We start from the raw sequence: 19,595 nt of genomic DNA, 5'->3' as shown, positions 1-19,595 counted from the left end.
TATCGCTCAAAATCAGCCATCTTGCGTTGTTGAGAGGCATTATGCGTATAATGCGTGATGTCACCAGAGAGGTATTGTGCTTTCATGGGTAATTCTGTGCTGAAAAGATTGATCGAGAACGGCCCGGCGATGAAGACGGTCTCGCTGCCGCGCGGACGTCATAGCCTGCACACGATGCCGACCAGCACGGGCTATGAGATTCGCACCGATGCAAGCTACGACTGGGACGGTCGCAAGCGGGGCCAGACGCCGTTCACCGTGCTGCAGCACACCCTCTCAGGCGCCGGGAACCTGCGCTACGAGACACGCAACCACCGTGTGCGCGAAGGCGAAACGTTGCTGCTCATGGTCCCGCACAATCACCGCTACTGGCTCGAACAGGGCGGTCGGTGGGAATTCTTCTGGATCTCGATGAACGGCGAGGAGGCACTGCGCATTCACAAGGCCATACTTTCGACAACCGGGCCGATCTTGAATCTGAAGCCCGAGACGATCGAGCATCTGGCAGACTGCAGCCTGCGGCTGATTTCAGGTGGCGGCGAAGCGTCAGGCAGTGCGTCGGCCATCGCCTATGAGGCGGCGATGGCCCTCTACGACGACGTCTTCGGCGCCCATCCGGTCTTCAGCCAGGAGTATCGGACGATGCAACAGGTCATCCAGCATATCATGGCGAACCTTGAGCATCCCCTGCCCGTCGAGAAACTGGCCGAGGTCGCGGGGCTCAGCCGCGCACATTTCTCGCGCGTCTTTGCCGCCAGCGAGGGCATGCCGCCGGCGGAGTTCGTGCTGCGTAAAAGGTTGCAACGGGCAGCGAAACTTTTGACGAAGGCGGCGCATCTGTCCGTCAAGGAGGTATCGAACATGTCCGGCTTCGAGGATCCGAACTATTTCGCCAAAGTCTTCCGACGCCATTTCGGGGCGAACCCTACCGAGTTTCGCACAACCGGGATGTATTCGAGCGTCGCCGCCAAAAGCCGGGACGCAGTGAACTCGGCAAAGCGGACCTGAATGGCGGCGCCGCATCCATCAGGGTCGGCATCGCCAAATGCGACGTGTAGACAGGCACCGGCCGGCACGGTCGCAGCCAGGCATCCGGGTGCAGTGCAGCGCACGCATAGCTGCATTGCACAAAAAATGTTTTCCAACTGATCAAAAAACGAGCATAACGCCTGCAGCTGATGCACATGGCGGTCTCCTCCCAGTTCCGCCGCAGCAGCTGTTCCCCTCTGGAGGTTTATTGACCTTCACACTTAAGGGCCGCGGTTTTCCGACGGCCCCTTTTTTTGCCCTTTTTCCGCGTGTCCGCGCCTTCGGCAATGCCATTTGGCGCCAGCTGCAGCCCTTGGCGGGCATTCGGCACCGATAATGCAGGCCCGGCGTCAGCTGCCGGGTTCGCAAGGGCGTGTTGTGGCCTCGTTCCCGAGGAATTCCAGAAGCACGGCGTTGAACGAGGAGGCGGACTCGATGTTGACGATATGCCGTCCCGGCAACGACACGTGGCGACCGCGCTGAACTGCGGCTGCGATATCGTCGAGATCCGCCGGCGGGCAAACCGGATCCTGCTCGCCGGAGATGGCCAGCACGGGCGTTTCTATCTGGGCAAGCGCATTTTTCAGGTCGGCCTTTGCCAGAGCCGCGCAGCATCCCACATATCCATCGAGCGAAGTGGCGGCGAAACTGTCGAGCGCCTTGGCGACAGATCGCGCTTGGGAAACGCGCGATTTCGGTGTGAACCAACGCTCTGCCGTCGCGGGCACCAGCGCCTCCAGCCCTTCGGTTTGCACAGCCTCGATACGCGCCGCCCAGCCTTCCGCAGTGCCGATCTTCGCAGCGGTCGCACATAGGACGAGTTTGCCGAGACGCTTGCCGGCGTGAATACCCAGCCACTGTCCCGTGAGACCGCCGATCGATAGCCCGCAGAAATGCGTTCGCGCGATGTCCAGCGCATCCAGCAGCGCCAGGACATCTCCACCGAGGTCGTCGAGAGAATAGGACGGAGACGGTGCGGACGATCGCCCGTGCCCCCTGCGATCGTAGCGCAAGATGCGGTACTGCGCCGACAGGACGTCCACCTGAGCGTCCCACATATGCATGTCGGTGCCGAGTGAGTTGCAGAACACGAGCCAGGGCTTGTCGTCGCTCGCGTATCCATCGATGCGGTAATGCAGACGGTGATTGGCAAGCTCAAGATAGGTCACAGCGCAATTGCTCCGGTTGTTGCGGTGAGAGATGGGTGTCCGGATGGTCGAGCGTCCGCCGCCCATCGGGGCGGGCCAGAATGGGCGGCGGGACAATCCAGTGCGAGCGGTCGGCCTTGCTACATCAGCCGAATAACCTCAGGCGGTCGCAAGCCGGGCGACTGCGGAGCTGCGGGCGTTGCTGACTGCAAATACGAGCATGGCAAGCGCGGCGACCGCCGCCGGAATCGAGAAGATTAGGAAGTTCTGTTGAAGCGGAAATTCCTTGGCAAGAAGCACGCCGCCGAGCGTCGGGCCGACAATCGCGCCGATCCGACCGACGCCCGACGCCCAGCCAAGCCCGGTGGAACGGACAGAGAGATTGTAGAGCTGCGCCACGCTCGCATAGAGCAGGATCTGCGTGCCAATGGTGGTGGCGCCTGCGACGAAGACCATGAGGAACAGGATCCCTGCCGACGGATTGAGGCCGATCAGCGCGATGGATGCGGTGGCCGCAACGAAGTAGCCGACCACCACCTTTGGCAGACCGAAGCGGTCGCCCAGCCGGCCGCCGACGATCGCGCCGGCCATGCCGCCGAAATTGAGCGAGAAGAGGCTGAGCAGGCTTGCCTTCTCGGCATAGCCGGCTTCCTGCAACACCTTCGGCAACCAGGACGAAAGCAGATAGACGAGCAGCAGGCAGCAGAAAAAGGCGGTCCACAGCATGAGCGTGCGCAACGCACGCTGGTGACGAAACAGTTCCGCGATTGATGCGGACGCGCCCTTGGCTTCGGAAAACACCAGCCGATCACTGGCGCCAAGGGCGAGTGCAGGCGCGAGCTTCGCGTAGATCTGTTTCGCCTTCTCCTGTTTGCCCTGGCGGATGAGGAAACCGAGCGATTCCGGCAGCTTCCACAGGATGATCGGCAGGAGCAGCAATGGCAGCGCCGCCACGAAGAACATCGGCTTCCAGCCGAATTGTGGAATGATGCCGATACCGAGACCGGCCGCGACCATGCCGCCGACCGAGTAGCCGGAGAACATGATGGCGACCATGGTGCCACGAAGACGCTTGGGCGCATATTCGTTCATCAGCGCCACCGCATTGGGCATCAACCCACCACAACCGAGGCCGGCAAAGAACCGAAAGACCTTGAATTGTTCGGGCGAATTGGCAAAGCCGGTGAGCAGCGTCGACACGGTGAACAGCAGGAAGCTGATCGCGATGCCTTTCTTGCGGCCGATCCTGTCAGCCAGAGGCCCGAAGAAGAGCGCGCCGAACATCATGCCGAACAAGGCCCAGGCCTGGAGCGCCCCAGCCTGCGGCTTGCTCAGGCCCCACTCGGCAATCAGCGTCGGCAGCACGGTGCCGGCGACGAAGACGTCGTAGCCGTCAACGATCAGCAGCAGAGCGCAGAGCGCGACCACCAGCCACTGAAATCTCCCGAACGGATTGTTGTCTATCGCTTCATTCACATCGATGGTGCGCATGATCACTCCTCCCCGAGTCCGTTACGCATTCATGTCTCACGTCGTCAGCCGAGATCTCCCCCGGCAACCGGCAGCACGCTTCCGGTGATGTAGGAAGCCTCGTCCGAAGCCAGGAACAGGATTGGCGCCACCTGTTCATCGATGGTCCCGTATCTCTTCATCAGGCTGGATTGCCTTACCTGCTGAACGACCTCGCCCATCCAGCCCTTCTCGGCCTCGCTGTCGCCCGCTGCATTGCGCGGAACGCGGCGCGGCGGCGCCTCGGTGCCTCCGGGCGCTGCGGCCACAACGCGGATGTTGCGGTCGGCAAGCTCCATGGCGAGCGATTGCGTCAGGGCATTCACACCGCCCTTTGCCGCCGAATAGGGCACGCGATGAATGCCCCGCGTCGCGTTCGACGAGACGTTGACGATGGTGCCGCCGCCACGCGCAAACAGATGCGGCAGCGCGGCGTGGCAGCAGTAGAGCGTCGGCATCAGCGAGCGGCGGATCTCCGCATCGATCTGCTGCGGCTCGAATTCACCGTAGGGCCGCATGCGGATCGCCCCACCGACCGTGTTGATCACGACATCGATGCCACCGAAGGTCTCCGCCGCGAAATGCATGGCGGCAGCCGCACCCTCATAGGCTTCAAGGTCGGCGTTGAAGGCCGCGGTTTCAGCATCCCGGGCCTCGGCCGCAGCATCGGCGACGAAGTCGGCGCGATCGACGAACAGAACCCGTCCGCCCTCTTCTGCCGCGCGGATCGCCACCGCACGACCGATACCTTGCGCCGCACCGGTCACCACCAGCACCTTGCCGGAAAACCGGCCTTTAAAGCGCCCCGCACTCATGCGGCCACCTTCGCGACCGCATTCGGCGTAAACTTCTCGTAGTGGAAGCTGTTCGGCGTCACGCCGTTCTCGTCGAAATGCCTGCGAACGGCATCGACCATCGGCGGCGGACCGCAGAGATAGACGTCGACGTCGCCGCCGTAGAGCACTTCGGCCGGCATGTGCTGCGTGACCCAGCCCTTGCGCGGATGACTGGAGGCTTCCTCGGCCACGACGGTCACAAAGGTGAAGTTGGCAAGCCGTTTGGCATAGGCCTCAATCTCGTCGACGAGGACCAAATCGAGATCGCGCGTGACGCCATAGATCAGATGGATGTTTTGCTGCGAGTTTTCGCGGGCGAGCACCTCCAGCATCGACAGGAACGGCGCAAGCCCGGTACCGCCGGCTAGAAACAGGAGTGGCCTCTGAACCTCACGGAGATAGAAGCTGCCGAGCGGCCCGGTCAGTTGCAGCGTGGTTCCGACCTCGGCACGCTCCAGCCAGTTGCTCATCAGCCCGCCGGGGATCTTCTTGATGAGAAAGCCGATGCGCGCCTCGCCAGGTGCCGTGCTGAACGAGTAGGAACGGTTCTGGCCGCTGCCGGGCACGTCGATGTTGGCATATTGCCCAGGCAGGAAAGCCGGCGCCTCGTCGATATCGAGCTCGAGCACGATCGCTGCGTCATTGTGCGGGCTCACGCGCGCAACCGTCGCGGAGAAGCTCTGCTGTCCGGTCTTGCAAGCGGCCGATGTCGTTGGAACTGCGACCACGCAATCCGATGTCGGCTTCATCTGGCAGGTCAGCACCAGGCCGCTTTCGGCTTCGTCCGAGGTCAGCGCATCATCGATGAAGTCATCGCCGAGGTCGTAGCTGCCGCTCTCGGCCCGGCACTTGCAGGTGCCGCACACGCCGTCGGAACAGTCCATCGGCAGGTTGATCTTGTTGCGAAAGGCGGCGTCGAGCACTTTTTCGCCGTCCTTGCATTCGATGAAACGGGTGACCCCGTCTTCGAAGTTCAATGCGATCCTGTAGCAGCTCATGGAACCCTCCTCTTCAGTCCCTGTTCCGACCGGCAACGTGCGTCAAAGGTGATAGACGTCGACGACCTGGCGGATGTAATCGTTCTTCAGCACGATCTTCTTGCTGGCGATCAGCAGCCTGTCGCCTTGCCTTTGCAGCGTGACGAACATGGTTCCGAAGAACAGGTCGGTAACCTTGTAGCGATGATTCAGGGTCTGGAAGTTGTAGCGCACGTCGACCGCACCGCCCCGGTCCTCCAGCACCTCGACATTCGTTACGTTGTGGCTGGTGCGCGGTTCCGGTGTGGAGGCGCCGGAGCGCTCGGTCTTGATGCGGAACACCCGGTCCTCCAATCCGTCGCGGCTCGGATAATAGATCAGCGAGATCTCCGAGTGCGGATCCTCGGTCAGTTGATCGTCGTCGTCCCAGGCCGGCATCCAGTAGGTGACGTCAGGCGCATAGCAGGTCAGCCACTCGTCCCATTGGCGATCATCGAGAAGGCGTGCTTCGCGATAGAGAAAGGCGCAGATGGCGTCGTAGGAAGTGCTCATGAGACCACTCCGCTCTTTTCGGCCACAAGCGCATCGCGCATCACCTTGGCCCAGTATTCGTGCTGGCGGACGAAAAGCCCCTCGTCCTCGCTGCGCTCGCCTGACAACAACGGCTCGATGCCCATGCGCCTGGCGTTTTCGTCCGGGCCGTCGATCCACAATGGCGCACCGCGCGACAGGTCGTTCCAGAGCGCTGTCGTTCCGGCGTAACCCTGCTGGCAGGCGCGGAATTCTTCGAGGTCGTCGGACGTGCCCATGCCGGAGACATTGAAGAAATCCTCGTACTGGCGGATGCGCAGCGCGCGGTCGGTGGCACTTTCGCCCTTCGGCGCGAAGCAGAAAATGCTGATCTCGGTCTTGTCGACGCTGATCGGGCGCGTCACACGGATCTGCGTGCTGAACTGGTCCATGAGGAAGACGTTCGGATAGAGGCAGAGATTGCGGGTCTGGTTGACGATGAAATCCGCCTTGTCCTCGCCAACCCGTGCCGCGATCTCGTCCCGCCGGTTGTAGACCGGGCGGACCTCGGGGTTCATGGTGTTGGTCCACAACAGGATATGGCCGTTGTCGAACCCGTAGACCCCTGCGACCGAGCGGCTCCAGCTGTTGGCGTCGACCGCCTTTGTGCCTTCCTCGTTGCGCCGGCCCATGGTGGCGGCGTAGTTCCAGTGCACGGAGCTGACGTGGTAGCCGTCGCAACCGTTCTCCATCTGCAGTTTCCAGTTGCCGTCGTAAATGTAGGACGAATTGCCCCGAAGCACTTCCAGTCCATCAGGTGCCTGGTCGACGATCTGGTCGATGATGACTTTCGTCTCGCCCAGATAGTCTTCCAAGGCTGGAACGTCTTCCTTGAGACTGCCGAACAGGAAGCCACGATAACTTTCGAACCGAGCGACACGCCTCAGGTCATGCGAGCCGTCCTTGCCAAACTGTGGCGGATACTGCGTGGACTTTTCGTCCTTGACCTTCAAGAGCTTGCCGCTGTTGGAAAAGGTCCAGCCGTGGAAGGGACAGGTGAAGCTGCCCTTGTTGCCGTGCTTGCGGCGGCACAGCATCGCGCCGCGATGCGCACAGGCATTGATGACCGCATGCAGTTCGCCGTGTTTGTCGCGCGTGACGACCACCGGCTGACGGCCGATATAGGTCGTGTAGTAGTCGTTGTTGTCGGGGATCTGGCTCTCATGGGCCAGATAGACCCAGTTGCTTTCGAAGATGTGTTTCATCTCCAGCTCGAACAGGTCTTCGTTGGTGAAGATGTCGCGGCGGCAACGGAATATGCCGGCCTCCTTGTCGTCCTGCACGGCGGTGGCGAGCAGATGATTGAGGTCCCGGGCCTTGTCGATGATCGCAGACATGATCTATCTCCCGCAAAGCGCGCACTTGAGGGCGCAGCCTTTGCAACACAGTCGTTTATGACGATGATTGTCGGGGATGGCGGCCCATCCGGGCCGCCGGTTTTGCCGCTCAGGCGGCCGCGCGCTTGCGCTGTTCGTTGACCTGGTTGTCGATGCCGTCGACCAGCGCCGTCAGGTGGATGTCGAACTTGATCTCCGCGAAGGGCCCGGCCAGGCCATTGGCCTTGATGCTGGCCTCGTCGGTCCGTTCGGTGACGGCCGGAACCAGTCCGTCCCTTGTGGCATAGGCGAAATCGTCATCGACCAGCGGATCGCCTTCGATGTTGATCTGCGTCGTCAGCTTGCGGTGATCGCCGGCGCTGATGAACAGGTGGATATGGGCCGGACGCTGGCCATGGCGGCCAAGCGCCGACAACAGCCGTTCGGTCGGGCTGCCGGGTGGTACCCCATAGCCATGCGGCACGATGCTCTGGAACTTGTAACAGCCGTTTTCATCCGCAACGATCGTGCGGCGCATGTTGAACGGCGCCTGCTTTCCCGTCGGGTCGAAGTGGGAATAGAAACCGCGGGTGTCGCAGTGCCAGACTTCGACGGTGGCCCCCGGCAACGGCTTGCCATTGGCGCCGAAGACGGTGCCGTGCATGATCAGGGTGTGGCCGTTTTCGTCGGTGCCATCGTCGAGGCGGGCAAATCCGTGCGACACAGGCGCGCCGGCCACGTAAAGCGGGCCTTCGATGGTGCGTGGGGTCGGATTTTCAATGCCGAGAGCCGCATCGATCGCATCGAGGCGCTCATCGAGGAAATGGTCGAGGCCAAGACCGGGCGAGATCAGCCCGGCCTGGCTGGTGGCGCCGATCTCGTTGAGCCAGGCGATGCCGGTCCAGTATTCATCGGGGGTGATGTCGAGATCGTCGATGGCCTTGAACAGGTCAGACATGATCCGGTGGACGATCTGCTTGACACGCGGGCTGCCGCCGTTGTTGTCGAGGCCGCTCAGAACCTTGAGAAAGTCCTGTGTCTCCGGCCTGTCGAAGATCTGCACGTTCATTTTTTATCCTCCTCTTGGATTGCTCAATAAATTCGCGCCATTCGCGTCCTCCCGGGCGCAGCGCCAAAGATGATCTAGCTATCGTCGTCGCGAACCGACGAGGGATGCCGCACGAGCGGCGTCACCTCGATCTCCATGAACTTGAACAGCGGAAGGCCGGAAAGTATCTCGTGCAGCTCCGCATTGTCCTTCACGTCGAAGACGCTGTAGTTCGCGTATTGGCCGACAATGCGCCAGATATGTCGCCACTTGCCGCTCTTCTGCAGCTCCTGCGAATAGGCCTTTTCCCGGGCGATGATCTCGGCCGCCTCGGCCTGCGGCAGATCGTCTGGAATGTTCACGTTCATGCGCACATGAAAGAGCATATTCAGCCTCCCTGCCCGGCAATGCTGATCGTCTTGCGTAGTCCATCGCGGGTGAAGAAGGCCACGCGCTCGGCATCCAGCTCGATGCCGAGTCCGGGCCCGGATGGCACGGTTAGTTCGAACTCGCTGTAGACGAGCGGTGTCGCCAGAATCTCTTCGGTCAGGAGCAGCGGCCCGAACAGTTCCGTCCCCCATTGGAGGTTGGCAAAGGTCGAGAACACCTGCGCCGACGCTACGGTGCCGACGGCGCCTTCAAGCATCGTGCCGCCATAAAGGCCGATGCCGGCTGCGTCGGCGATCGTCGCCACCCGCTGGGCATTGAAGAGCCCGCCGCTTTGCTCGATCTTGACGGCAAAGACGTCCGCACCACTGACTTTCGCCAGTTCGAAGGCGCTTTCGGCGCCGTGCAGCGATTCATCGGCCATCAGCGCGACGGGAAAGCGACGCACAAGCCGTGCGAGCGCCGCCGCCGAGGCGACCGGCTGTTCGACCAGATCGCAACCGGCGTCGGCCAGCGCGGCCATGCCATAGGCAGCATCCGTCTCGCTCCAGGCCATGTTCACGTCGACCCGCACCGAGGCGCGTTCGCCGAGCGCCCACTTGATCGCCGCAACATGGGCGATGTCCTGGCGCAGCGGTCGTGCTCCGATCTTGAGCTTGAAGATCCTGTGACGGCGCAGGTCGAGCATCTTCTCGGCCTCGGCGATATCGGTCTTCGTATCACCGGATGCCAGCGTCCAGGCGACCGGCAGGCGGCTTCGCAAACGCCCACCCAGCAGCTCGCTGACGGGCAGGCCGAGCCGCTTGCCATGCGCGTCGAGGAGTGCGGTTTCAACCGCACATTTGGCGAAGCGGTTCTCCTTGACCATCTTGCCGATGCGCGCCATCAGCGCCCGAACCGCGGTTGCGTCCTGACCGACCATGACGGGGCGAAAATAGGTATCGACCGCAAGCTTCATGCTTTCCGGGCTTTCGCCGCCATAGGCCAGGCCCGCAATCGTGGTGCCCTCGCCGATGCCGACGATGCCGTCGCTGCAATGGACTTTGACCAGCATCAGGGTCTGGCCGTTCATGGTCGCCACCGAGAGCTTGTGCGGCCGGATGGTCGGCAGATCGACGAGCAGGGTCTCGATGCGCTCCACCAGAGGGAACGCTGCTGCAGTCGGGCCAACGGATGTCAAGGTCGTGTTCATGGGGCGACTTTGCGCCGGGCACGAAGTCCCGTCCAACATCAATTGCGTCTGCTACGATACCTTTCTGGTATCATAGGCGAAAAAATGTCACCCTATCGGCACTTCCCGCGGTGCAGCATATCGTCGACACCAGCGAAATCGGCCTAAGGGGTGCAAGCAAATGATGGATCTCCGCCAGCTTCGCTATTTCGTAGCCGTCGCGCGCGAGCGAAATTTTACCCGCGCGGCCCAAATGCTGCACATCGCCCAACCGCCCCTGAGCCGGCAGATCCAGTTGCTCGAGGAGGACCTTGGCGTCCCCCTCATCATCCGCAAGAGCCGCCCGGTCCGGCTGACCGAGGCAGGGCGTCTTTTCTACGAGCAGGCGCTGCAGGTTCTCGGCCGGGTCGAACAGATGCAGGCGGCAACCCGCCGCATCGGCTTGAACCAGAACAGCGTCGTGTCCATCGGCTTCGTTGCCTCGACCTTGTATGGCGGGCTGCCCTCGCTCGTGCGAAAACTGCGCCAGCACGCCCCGGAAGTGGATATCCAGCTGTTGGAAATGGTCTCCGTCCAGCAGATCCCCGCCCTCAAGGAGGGTCGTATCGACATGGGGTTTGGTCGCCTGCGCCATAGTGATCCGAACGTGGTCGGCACAGTGTTGCGCGAAGAACGCCTAGTCGTCGCCATACCCAAAGATACGCCGCTTGCCGAGGATGCCTCGCCGCTTGCGGTCGCCGCCCTTGCCGGTCAGAAGGTCATCGTCTACCCCAAGGAACCTCGCCCCGGCTATGCCGACCATGTGCTCAACCTGCTGCAGAGCCATGACGCACGCCCGGCCGAGGTCCAGGAAGTGCGGGAGATCCAGACGGCCCTCGGGCTGGTGGCCGCTGAAGCCGGCGTCTGCATCATCCCCTCCTCCGCACGGCAGATGCGGTCTGACGTGCATTACCGTCTGCTTGAGGGAGAGGGCGCAACCTCGCCGGTCATTCTCAGCCACCGCGTCGGCGACAATTCCCGGTACATCGAACTCGTCAAACGGCTGATCGAGGAGATGTACGCGGAAAACCCGCCATGGCTGGATCCGGAATACAACCTTCTTCCCACCCGTGGCTCGACCGGCAGCCCAACGGCGCACCTAGAGAGGTTTTGACAGGCGCAATCCCCTCCTGGCAACCGCGCACGTCAAGCGGCTATCTCGGGCGACCGGTGGCCTCGCGATCATCCGATCGCTTTTATGACCCGGGCGCACCAAACGCAGCGACCGCGGCCAGGTCTTTCTTGAAATGGACCATCTCGACCTCTCGGCGGGCGGCATCCGGAATGCGCAGCAGGAAGGATGGATGAACTGTGACGAACACGGCCGGATCATGGTCTGAGCGCCGTATCGTTCCCCTGACATTGGCAATCTTCGGGCGCTCTCCGGTGAGCGCGAACAGCGCTGTCGCCCCCATCGCCACGACCAGCCTCGGTTTGACCAGTGCCAGTTCGAGGTCGAGCCACCACCTGCAATGTTCCACCTCGCCAGCATCGGGCCTTTGGTGCAGGCGCCGCTTGCCACGCATCTCGTATTTGAAATGTTTGACGGCATTGGTGACATAAAGGGAACGGCGATCGAGCCCGGCTTCGTGGGCCACCGCGTCAAAAAGCTTGCCGGCCGGTCCGACAAACGGTCGTCCGGCGAGATCCTCCAGGTCTCCGGGCTGCTCGCCGACGATCATGATTGGGGCATCGGCCGGCCCTTCTCCGAACACCGCCTGCGTGGCGCTGCAATGGAGTGGGCACCGAGTGCAGCGGGACGCCTCGGCACGAAGTTCCTCCAATGTCCCGGGCACCGGCGGCCCTTCTTCCCGCACTTTTGCTGCGGCCTCAATTCGCGCATGAAAGGCTGGCGGGTCTCGTGCCATTCGCTCGCCCATGGCAACGACGCTCGCCTCAGCACCTGCGATCATCGCGGGAATAAGCGAGGCCTCCGGAAGGTTTTTCCAGTACTTCTTCGGCATTTCCGCCTGCATCGCCTTCACCTTCAGTCGGGCGGGATTGAAGATGCTGGAAAAATAGGTGCGCCAGAGTTCTTCGGTGTCGTCCGACAACGCGGTCTTTTGGCCCGGGGTTGACGACACCTCCAGCAGCTTGCCGTCCCAAGCGGCGATGCCGCGCGGGGTTGCGATCATCCAATCCATGTCGAAGAACCGCCTGTGAAAGAACGGCGCGACCCGAGCGACGATGTAGTGATCCGGCTCGAACCACGCGACGAAACGACGACGGCCTGCGTCTCCACTCGGGCCGACCTCCTTGAAACGAACAAAGGCCGTCATCTTGTGACTGTCGCGCCGGACCGATTTGGCCAATCCGTGCAGCGCTGTGACGTCGCCATCCGTCGCGTTACCCAACAGGTCGCGATCCCGTTGCAGTCGATGGAGAACCCGGTAGAGAACGCCGAACCGAACCGGATCGGCATGACAGATGGCGGTGGCCGCAAGGTCGAGGAACAGCCTGGGCACCGTCAACGCCGGTGAGGCATGCTCCAACGGCACTTGCTTCTCCGGATCACCTCGCTCCCGATCAAACAGATCGGCGCTTGCATCGGCCTCTTGACGCCATTCAACCGCCTCCGGCGGCACGCCCGCAAGCAGCAGCCTGCGCGCCGCATCGCGCCATTCGCCGAGCTCACCTCGTCCTTCCAGGGCAACGACCCGCATCAAAACAGATCCAGCTGTTCGGGCTTGGGCTCGAACATCGAGCGTAAATCCGATCGGTCGATCAACTTGTGCGGCGTCCAGCCCTCCGTCGACAGGAATGACCGCACCTTCTTGACCGAGATGTGCAGCCGGGCAAGATCCTCCAACCTCAGACGACGCAAACGACGTGCCGAAAGAATGGCCCTGACGGCCTTCGTGCCAAGGCCGGGAACGCGCAAAAGCGCTTCTCTCGACGCGGAATTGACGTCGAGCGGGAAAAAATGCCGATTGACCAGCGCCCAGGAAAGCTTGGGGTCAAGCTTGAGATCAAGCATGCCATCCGGCTGGTTGGCGGTGATTTCATCGATGTCGAACCCATAGAAGCGATAGAGCCAGTCCGCCTGATAAAGCCTGTGCTCGCGCATCATCGGCGGCTTGATCAGCGGCAGCTTGCGGGATGCATCGGGAATGGGACTGAAGGCCGAATAATACACCCGGCGCAGTCCATAACTGCCGTAGAGCCTGGCGCTCGTGGCGAGGACCACGCGGTCATTCGCCTGGTCGGCTCCGACGATCATCTGGGTGCTTTGACCCGCCGGCACGAAGCGCTTCCTTCGCTTGGTCTGCAGTGTCGCGTCATTGGCCTCATCGATCTTCAGCCGCAACTCCCCCATCGATCTGCGGATGTGAGCCGGCCGCTTTTCCGGCGCGTAGGCCGCAAGACCCGCGTCTGTCGGAAGTTCGATGTTGATGGAAAGCCGGTCGGCATAGAGGCCGGCTTGCTCGACCAGCAGCGGCGATGCCTCGGGGATGGATTTCAGATGAATGTATCCGGAGAAATTGTGGTCAACGCGCAAAGCCCGGGCGATGCGGACCATCTCTTCCATCGTGTAATCCGATGACCGAATGATACCGGACGAGAGAAACAGCCCTTCGATATAATTGCGCCGGTAGAATTCCATCGTCAGCCAGACGACTTCTTCCGCCGTGAACCTCGCACGCTCGACATTGCTTGACGAGCGATTGATGCAATAGGCGCAGTCATAGATGCAGAAATTCGTCAGCAGTATCTTGAGGAGCGAAATGCATCTGCCATCGGGAGCATAGGCATGACAAATGCCGGAGCCTTCCGTCGACCCCAACCCGCCGGTATCCGCCGAGCTTCGCTTGACGGTTCCACTCGAAGCGCACGAGGCGTCGTACTTTGCCGCATCCGAGAGGATTGCGAGCCGTTCTTTGAGTGATTTCTTCATATTTGTTCACTATATGTTCCATTCGTGCTTGCGTCAACATCGACGTGCTTCATGCCGGTTCGTGCCCGGCGTCGCGATTTGCTGACTGTGGAAGACCGTGCCGGCAACGGGCCGGGTGATGCCGATGACACCGTCGAGCGAGGCGGTTGGACCCGCGTGTCCCCGGTCGGCCACCCTGGGCATCGCTCAGAAACGGCAAAGGCGCTCCAGCTTCGAGCCGGGGCGCCACAATGATCTCTACCGCAAATGGTCGGGCTGCAGCCTAGGCGGCCGCCTCCCGCTTGGGCAGCACCCAATTCGCCCGCGGAAAATGGCAGGTGTAGCCGTTGGGATAGCGCTTCAGGTAGTCCTGGTGTTCCGGCTCCGCTTCCCAGAAAGCGCTGGCCGGCTCGACCGCCGTCACGGTTTTTCCTGGCCAAAGGCCCGACGCATCCACATCCGCAATGGTATCTTCGGCTATTCGCCGCTGCTCATCCCCAAGAACGTAAATCGCCGATCGGTAGGAGGTACCGATATCGTTGCCCTGCCGGTCGAGCGTGGTCGGGTCGTGAATCTGGAAGAAGTACTCCAGAATCCGGCGATAGCTGATCATCTCGGGATTGAAAACGATCTCGATGGCTTCGGCGTGTGTGCCATGGTTGCGATAGGTGGCATTGGCCACATCGCCGCCGGTATAGCCCACGCGGGTCTCGATGACGCCGGGCAGCGCGCGGATCAGATCCTGCATGCCCCAGAAGCAGCCACCAGCCAAAACAGCTTTCTCGGTCATTTGTTATGTCTCCACTTGCTTGAGATCGGCACCATAGCGCTTGGCGTTCATTTCGCCGAGCGGAATGAACCGCAGTGCCGCGGAGTTGATCCAGGAACGCAGCCCGACACAGGCAAAGACGTCAGACCCGGCGCAAGGAAGGTCAAGGGATGGTGGCGTGCGGGCGGGAGAGTTGCCCGCACACCACCCCACGCTGCAAGGAAGCCGCATTGAGGCGTGAGCCCGAGGCGGCTTCCTTGCACGGCAGGATCGTTACTTGCTCGAACCGGCCTTCGGCAGAGCGGCCCATTCCGCGAGGAATGTGTCGCGGCTGCGGGCGGCCTCTTCCTCGTCGATCTTGAAGACCTTGATCGAGGCGAGTTCCGGCAGCTTCACGAAGTCGGAAACCTGGATGTCCGTGCGGCTCGGACGGCGAAAGGCGACCTTCAGTAACTCGATCTGCGCTTCCTTGGAAAGCAGCGTATCAATTGTCTTCTTGGCATTGTCGCCAGCCGGTGCGCCTTTGACGAGCGCAGCGAATTCCGGCGTCGTGAAGGTGCCGGAGGAGGGGTAGACGATGCTGATCTCCGTCTGGCCGCCGTCGACATAGCTGTAGCTGTTCGTCTCGAAGGTGATGCCGACGGCATATTCGCCCATGGCCACGCCCTTCGGCACGGCCGAAGACGAACTGCTGACGACGAGATTGGCAACCAGCGCCTTGTAGGTCGCTTCATCGAGCAGCTTCGACAGGCCCCAGACGATCGTGTAGCCGGTCGAGCTGTTGGCCGGATCGGGCAGGACGATACGACCCTTCCAGGACGGATCGGCCAGGTCCTTCCAGTCGGCCGGCGCCGCGGAACCGTTCAGCTGGTCGGTGTTGACCATCACGGTGACGACATGGACGTTGGCGGGCTGGAAGTAATCTTCGGGAACACGCAGGTCCGCAGGCATGGCGGCCAGTTCCGGCGAGGTGTAGGGTTCAAGCACATCCTTGAAAGCGCCCATCGTGTTGGCCGAGGACGACCAGAAGACGTCGCCCTGGGGGGCGGCCTTCTCCGCCTCGATGCGGCGCAGCAAAACACCGCTGCCACCGGTAATGATGCCGGTCGTCAGCCCGGCCTTCTCCTTGATGACGGCCTGCACGGCCTCTACGGCCGGGACCGGGTTGGTGGTGTAGATCACGGGATCGGCAGCGGCGGCGCCTGCTGCGGCAAAGCCGGCGAGAAGCATGGTCGTTGCGGCAAGTTTCATGATGGCAGTTCCTCCTGGTTGGTCTGAGATCGGCCGCGTCCCTCACGCGGCCGGATGGTCGTTGATCTTCACTTCGAGCCGAACAGGTCCACCTTGAACACGGTCGTGGCGATCACGACCGGCAGCAGGATCACGGCAACCAGCACCAGGCCATAGGCCGAGGCATAGGCCATCAAGCCCGAGTCGATCAGCCGGAAGATCTGGATCGGCAGGGTTTCGCGGCCGCCGGAATAGACAAGCAGCGAAGCCGAGAGTTCGGAGACGGTGGTCGTCCAGGTCAGGATCGCGGCCGAGGCGACGGCAGGCAGCATCATCGGCAGCACCACGCGCAGGAACGTCCTGAACGGCGGCGAGCCGAGGCTGATGGACGCCTCTTCGATGGAGTTCGGGATGTTGTGCAGGATCGCCTGGCCGTTGCGCATGCCGAAGGGCATGCGGCGGATGACATAGGCGAGCACGATGATCGTCGAGGTCCCGGTCAGCGAGAGGAAGCCGCCGTTGAAGGAGGCGAGCAACCCGACGCCGAGAACGGTGCCCGAGAGCGCCAGTGGAATGGCTGCGACATAGTCGATCAGCGGCGTTACCAGATTGGGCTTCTTGACGACGAGGTAGCTGACGAGCGTGCTGAAGGCGACCGAAATGAGCGTGGCGATGCCGGCAAAAAGGATCGAATTGACCAGCGGGCCGGGCGCCGTGATGAAGACGCGGGCCATGTTGTCGAGTGTCCATTCCCCCCAGCGCATGACCGGGCCACGCGAAACCGTGAAGGCGCCCACGGCAATAGTTAAGAGCGGCAGCAGCGAGATGGCGACGACGACGCCCGCAGCAGCGCTGACGAGCACGCCCCGGCCGCCCTTCAGCGGTTGGGGCTTGGCGCCCCTGCCCTGCACGATCTCGTAACGGCCCCTGGCGATGATGCGGCGATTGACGAAGAGCAGACCCATGACGATCAGCACGGAGGTGCTGGCAAGCGTGCTCTGCATGGTGAGGTTGCTCGCGCCCTCCGCCACGGCCGCCTGATAGATCGCGACCGAAAGCAGCGGCACGTTGTGGCCAAGGATGGTCGAGATCGCGAAATTACCGACGACCATGGTGAAGACGAGCAATGCCGAGGCAAGGATCGCTGGGCGAATGACCGGCAACATGACATGGAAGCGCGAGCGCACCGGTGCCGTACCGAGGCTTTGGGCGGCCTCCTCCAGCTGTGCATCGAATTTGCCGATGGCTGCCACCGTGCCGATATAGACATAGGTGTAGTAGATAAAGCTCATCGACGTGATGAGGCCGAACCAGCCGTAGAAACTCGGGAGGAAGATCCCGTGGCCCTTCAGGAAGCGGGTGATGAGGCCGTTGTTGCCCAGGATCATCAGCCAGGTCTGCGCCGTCACGACTTCCGGAATGACCAGCGTGATGAGCGGCAGCAGCGTGATCAGCAGCTTGCCGCGGAAACGGAAGCGCGCCGAGACATAGGCAAGCGGCACGCCGATCAGCGTCGAACACAGCGTGACGACGCAGGCGAGCACCAGCGTATTGCCGATGGCCGCCAGGCTGCGCCCATCATGCATGAGCTGGACCCAGCCCGAGCCGCCGTCTCCGAAGAAGCTCGCGGTGAAGATGTAAAGCAGCGGATAGACGACGAAGACGCCGAGTAGAGCAAGCGCCAGCGCGGAAAACCAGGGCCAGGGGGAGCGCAGAAGAGACGGGTTCATGACCGGATCACCCGTGCCGCGGCGGGATCGAAGCCGAGGTGGACAGAGGCACCCGGCAGGAAGGCGTCGTGCCCTGCACCGTGCAGTTCCGCATTGAGGACGAGGCCGCCTGCGCATTCGACGCTGTAGCTGGTACGGGCGCCGAGATATTGCCGGCCACGGATGGTTGCCGGCAACGATTGCAGGCCGGCAACCGGCGCTGAAGAAATCTTCAGGTCCTCCGGTCGAAGAACGAGGAGACCGTGCTCGGCTGGGCCCTCCAGTGCGTCCGTCGCCAGCAGGCGGTTGCCGGCGACTTCAAACTCGACGAGACCCGGAGAGGTCGAGCGCACGGCAACCTCTGTTCGGTTCGCTGCACCAACGAAATCGGCGACGTAGCCGGTGCGGGGCGTCGCATAGATCTGCTGCGGCGTGCCCAGCTGCTCGACCTTGCCCTTGTTCATCACACCGATCAGATCGGACATGGACAGCGCTTCTTCCTGGTCGTGCGTCACGAAGACCGTGGTGATATTCGCCTCGCGCTGCAATTCGATGATCGTCTCGCGGATCTGGACGCGGAGTTTCGCATCGAGATTGGAGAGCGGTTCGTCCATCAGCAGGACCGTCGGTTTGATCACCAGCGCGCGGGCGAGCGCCACGCGCTGACGCTGGCCGCCGGAAAGGGCTGCCGGATGGCGGGAAAGCAGATGGCCAAGGCCGACCCGCTCGAGTGCTGCCTTCACCTTGCGCTCGACACCCTCGCCCTTTTCGCCGCGCGCACGCAGGCCGTAGGCGACGTTGTCGGCCACCGTCTTGTCCGGAAAGAGCGCGTAGTCCTGGAACACCATGCCGATCGCGCGCTTGTGCGGCGGCAGTTCGGTGACGTCGCGTCCGCCGAAACGGATCTGGCCGCCGCTTGCCGGCGCAAAACCGGCAATGGTGCGCAACAGTGTGGTCTTGCCGCAGCCGGAGGGGCCGAGCAGCGTGAAGAAGCAGCCTTGCGGAATATCCAGCGACAGGCCGGAAATGACGGTCTCGGCGCCGTATCGCACCGACAGGTTGGAGATCGCTATGCCCATGAGTTCCCTCTTCTTTGTCTTCAGGCTTATGCGCTGACCGAAACGGCAGAGCCGGATTTCATGTCCTTGACGAGATCGAGCGCCTGGGCGTGCACCCTGGCGTCGCCCGCCCCCAGCAGCTGGCCGGAGCTTTCCAGCGTCAGCGGCGCGCCGGCCCAGTCCGTGACGATACCGCCGGCACCTTCGACGATGGGCCGGAAGGGCGCGAAATCAAAAACCTTCTGGCCGCCATCAAGCGCCAGATCGGTGCGCCCATCGGCAAGAAGGCCATAGTTGAGGCTCGCCCCGCCATAGACCCGCGCGCTGGTGGCCGCGCGCAGCCGGTCGAGCGCAGGGCGTTCGTTCTGTGCCAGATAATCCTGGTTGCTGTTGGTCATGATCGCCTCGGCAAGCGAGGCGCAGGAACGCACGCTGACCTTCTGGCCATTGCGCGTCGTGCGCCGGCCTTCAGCGCCGATCCAGCGCGAGTCGATTGCCGGAATGTCGATGATGCCGAGGCGCGGCACGCCGCCGACGGCAAGCGCGATCAGCGTACCGTAGACGGGCATACCGGCGATGAAGGCCGTCGTACCGTCAATCGGATCGAGCACCCAGACATGTTCGCTGCCGGGGCGGACCCAGTCGCGCTCCTCGCCGATGATGCCGTGGGAGGGATACAGCGCGGAAATCATGCCGCGCAGCCGGTCCTCGATGAGGATGTCCATGGCCGTCACAAGGCTGCGGTCCGCCTTGACCGAGACGTCGACCCGCGCCAGGCGGTTTTCCCTGAGCACGGCCCGAGCGATATCCGCCAGCTCCACGGCGAATGCCACATGTTTGTCTTCGATGAGGGCGGCGCTGGTCATTCTCTGTTTTACGCTTTCCCGTTTGCCGGCAGCCGCCATCGTTCCCGCAATGCATGCAG

18 protein-coding genes are annotated in these 19,595 nt (G+C 62.4%); 2 read left to right on the top strand and 16 right to left on the bottom strand.

The window, feature by feature from the left end:
- Nucleotides 1–84 precede the first annotated feature (84 nt).
- Nucleotides 85–1,008, top strand: coding sequence for an AraC family ligand binding domain-containing protein (locus AC1Q80_RS21130; protein WP_492361711.1), 924 nt, complete (start codon nucleotides 85–87; stop codon nucleotides 1,006–1,008).
- Nucleotides 1,009–1,379: 371 nt separating this feature from the next.
- Here the strand turns inward: AC1Q80_RS21130 and pcaD are convergent, their stop codons facing one another.
- From pcaD to AC1Q80_RS21085, 9 genes are all read right to left on the bottom strand, one after another.
- On the bottom strand, nucleotides 1,380–2,198 hold the full coding sequence (pcaD, locus tag AC1Q80_RS21125) for a 3-oxoadipate enol-lactonase (RefSeq protein ID WP_492361710.1): 819 nt from the start codon (nucleotides 2,196–2,198) through the stop codon (nucleotides 1,380–1,382).
- Between the two features lie 138 nt (nucleotides 2,199–2,336).
- A complete protein-coding gene (locus AC1Q80_RS21120; RefSeq protein WP_492361709.1) occupies nucleotides 2,337–3,668 on the bottom strand; it encodes an MFS transporter in 1,332 nt (443 codons plus the stop codon).
- A gap of 44 nt (nucleotides 3,669–3,712) precedes the next feature.
- Nucleotides 3,713–4,501, bottom strand: a complete 789-nt coding sequence (gene benD / locus AC1Q80_RS21115) for a benzoate diol dehydrogenase BenD (RefSeq protein ID WP_492361708.1) — start codon at nucleotides 4,499–4,501, stop codon at nucleotides 3,713–3,715.
- Entirely contained in the window at nucleotides 4,498–5,520 is a 1,023-nt protein-coding gene (gene benC / locus AC1Q80_RS21110; RefSeq protein WP_492361707.1) for a benzoate 1,2-dioxygenase electron transfer component BenC, read from the bottom strand. Before benC ends, benD begins: the two co-directional genes overlap by 4 nt.
- Before the next feature lie 42 nt (nucleotides 5,521–5,562).
- On the bottom strand, nucleotides 5,563–6,051 hold the full coding sequence (gene benB, locus AC1Q80_RS21105; RefSeq protein WP_173421429.1) for a benzoate 1,2-dioxygenase small subunit: 489 nt from the start codon (nucleotides 6,049–6,051) through the stop codon (nucleotides 5,563–5,565).
- Nucleotides 6,048–7,406, bottom strand: coding sequence for a Rieske 2Fe-2S domain-containing protein (locus AC1Q80_RS21100; protein WP_492361706.1), 1,359 nt, complete (start codon nucleotides 7,404–7,406; stop codon nucleotides 6,048–6,050). The genes benB and AC1Q80_RS21100 overlap by 4 nt, the downstream gene beginning before the upstream one ends.
- Nucleotides 7,407–7,515: 109 nt before the next feature.
- On the bottom strand, nucleotides 7,516–8,454 hold the full coding sequence (gene catA / locus AC1Q80_RS21095; protein ID WP_176353897.1) for a catechol 1,2-dioxygenase: 939 nt from the start codon (nucleotides 8,452–8,454) through the stop codon (nucleotides 7,516–7,518).
- A gap of 74 nt (nucleotides 8,455–8,528) precedes the next feature.
- On the bottom strand, nucleotides 8,529–8,819 hold the full coding sequence (gene catC / locus AC1Q80_RS21090; protein ID WP_492361705.1) for a muconolactone Delta-isomerase: 291 nt from the start codon (nucleotides 8,817–8,819) through the stop codon (nucleotides 8,529–8,531).
- Between the two features lie 2 nt (nucleotides 8,820–8,821).
- Nucleotides 8,822–10,012 carry a muconate/chloromuconate family cycloisomerase gene (locus tag AC1Q80_RS21085; protein ID WP_492361704.1) on the bottom strand — a complete coding sequence of 397 codons (1,191 nt, stop codon included), beginning with the start codon at nucleotides 10,010–10,012 and terminating at the stop codon, nucleotides 8,822–8,824.
- Nucleotides 10,013–10,175: 163 nt separating this feature from the next.
- On the opposite strand from AC1Q80_RS21085, the gene AC1Q80_RS21080 reads away from it, so the two are divergent.
- A complete protein-coding gene (locus AC1Q80_RS21080; protein ID WP_492361731.1) occupies nucleotides 10,176–11,144 on the top strand; it encodes a LysR family transcriptional regulator in 969 nt (322 codons plus the stop codon).
- An 82-nt stretch (nucleotides 11,145–11,226) separates the two neighbouring features.
- Here the strand turns inward: AC1Q80_RS21080 and AC1Q80_RS21075 are convergent, their stop codons facing one another.
- The 7 genes from AC1Q80_RS21075 to AC1Q80_RS21045 form a co-directional block, all read right to left on the bottom strand.
- Nucleotides 11,227–12,693 carry a UdgX family uracil-DNA binding protein gene (locus AC1Q80_RS21075; RefSeq protein WP_492361703.1) on the bottom strand — a complete coding sequence of 489 codons (1,467 nt, stop codon included), beginning with the start codon at nucleotides 12,691–12,693 and terminating at the stop codon, nucleotides 11,227–11,229.
- Complete coding sequence (locus AC1Q80_RS21070) at nucleotides 12,693–13,925, bottom strand: putative DNA modification/repair radical SAM protein (RefSeq protein ID WP_492361702.1); 1,233 nt, start codon at nucleotides 13,923–13,925, stop codon at nucleotides 12,693–12,695. The genes AC1Q80_RS21075 and AC1Q80_RS21070 overlap by 1 nt, the downstream gene beginning before the upstream one ends.
- 262 nt (nucleotides 13,926–14,187) lie before the next feature.
- A complete protein-coding gene (gene msrA / locus AC1Q80_RS21065) occupies nucleotides 14,188–14,694 on the bottom strand; it encodes a peptide-methionine (S)-S-oxide reductase MsrA (protein WP_209789175.1) in 507 nt (168 codons plus the stop codon).
- A 252-nt stretch (nucleotides 14,695–14,946) separates the two neighbouring features.
- Complete coding sequence (locus AC1Q80_RS21060) at nucleotides 14,947–15,924, bottom strand: extracellular solute-binding protein (protein WP_492361701.1); 978 nt, start codon at nucleotides 15,922–15,924, stop codon at nucleotides 14,947–14,949.
- Nucleotides 15,925–15,992: 68 nt separating this feature from the next.
- Nucleotides 15,993–17,633 (bottom strand): ABC transporter permease, encoded by a 1,641-nt coding sequence (locus AC1Q80_RS21055; protein WP_209789171.1) that lies wholly within the window; start codon nucleotides 17,631–17,633, stop codon nucleotides 15,993–15,995.
- Entirely contained in the window at nucleotides 17,630–18,691 is a 1,062-nt protein-coding gene (locus AC1Q80_RS21050; RefSeq protein ID WP_492361700.1) for an ABC transporter ATP-binding protein, read from the bottom strand. Before AC1Q80_RS21050 ends, AC1Q80_RS21055 begins: the two co-directional genes overlap by 4 nt.
- Before the next feature lie 26 nt (nucleotides 18,692–18,717).
- On the bottom strand, nucleotides 18,718–19,536 hold the full coding sequence (locus AC1Q80_RS21045) for an inositol monophosphatase family protein (RefSeq protein ID WP_492361699.1): 819 nt from the start codon (nucleotides 19,534–19,536) through the stop codon (nucleotides 18,718–18,720).
- Nucleotides 19,537–19,595: the final 59 nt, after the last annotated feature.

This window comes from Ensifer sp. GW823-FHT05D09, assembly GCF_058795755.1.
The sequence above is the reverse complement of the archived record's forward strand: the minus strand, read 5'-3'. Positions and strand labels throughout refer to the sequence as shown.

Excerpts from the sequence above, each read along its gene's own strand:
- AC1Q80_RS21130 (WP_492361711.1), top strand. The coding sequence starts at position 85 with ATGGGTAATTCTGTGCTGAAAAGATTGATCGAGAACGGCCCGGCGATG.
- AC1Q80_RS21120 (WP_492361709.1), bottom strand. The coding sequence starts at position 3,668 with ATGCGCACCATCGATGTGAATGAAGCGATAGACAACAATCCGTTCGGG.
- benD (WP_492361708.1), bottom strand. The coding sequence starts at position 4,501 with ATGAGTGCGGGGCGCTTTAAAGGCCGGTTTTCCGGCAAGGTGCTGGTG.
- benC (WP_492361707.1), bottom strand. The coding sequence starts at position 5,520 with ATGAGCTGCTACAGGATCGCATTGAACTTCGAAGACGGGGTCACCCGT.
- benB (WP_173421429.1), bottom strand. The coding sequence starts at position 6,051 with ATGAGCACTTCCTACGACGCCATCTGCGCCTTTCTCTATCGCGAAGCA.
- AC1Q80_RS21100 (WP_492361706.1), bottom strand. The coding sequence starts at position 7,406 with ATGTCTGCGATCATCGACAAGGCCCGGGACCTCAATCATCTGCTCGCC.
- catA (WP_176353897.1), bottom strand. The coding sequence starts at position 8,454 with ATGAACGTGCAGATCTTCGACAGGCCGGAGACACAGGACTTTCTCAAG.
- catC (WP_492361705.1), bottom strand. The coding sequence starts at position 8,819 with ATGCTCTTTCATGTGCGCATGAACGTGAACATTCCAGACGATCTGCCG.
- AC1Q80_RS21085 (WP_492361704.1), bottom strand. The coding sequence starts at position 10,012 with ATGAACACGACCTTGACATCCGTTGGCCCGACTGCAGCAGCGTTCCCT.
- AC1Q80_RS21080 (WP_492361731.1), top strand. The coding sequence starts at position 10,176 with ATGGATCTCCGCCAGCTTCGCTATTTCGTAGCCGTCGCGCGCGAGCGA.
- AC1Q80_RS21075 (WP_492361703.1), bottom strand. The coding sequence starts at position 12,693 with ATGCGGGTCGTTGCCCTGGAAGGACGAGGTGAGCTCGGCGAATGGCGC.
- AC1Q80_RS21070 (WP_492361702.1), bottom strand. The coding sequence starts at position 13,925 with ATGAAGAAATCACTCAAAGAACGGCTCGCAATCCTCTCGGATGCGGCA.
- msrA (WP_209789175.1), bottom strand. The coding sequence starts at position 14,694 with ATGACCGAGAAAGCTGTTTTGGCTGGTGGCTGCTTCTGGGGCATGCAG.
- AC1Q80_RS21060 (WP_492361701.1), bottom strand. The coding sequence starts at position 15,924 with ATGAAACTTGCCGCAACGACCATGCTTCTCGCCGGCTTTGCCGCAGCA.
- AC1Q80_RS21055 (WP_209789171.1), bottom strand. The coding sequence starts at position 17,633 with ATGAACCCGTCTCTTCTGCGCTCCCCCTGGCCCTGGTTTTCCGCGCTG.
- AC1Q80_RS21050 (WP_492361700.1), bottom strand. The coding sequence starts at position 18,691 with ATGGGCATAGCGATCTCCAACCTGTCGGTGCGATACGGCGCCGAGACC.
- AC1Q80_RS21045 (WP_492361699.1), bottom strand. The coding sequence starts at position 19,536 with ATGACCAGCGCCGCCCTCATCGAAGACAAACATGTGGCATTCGCCGTG.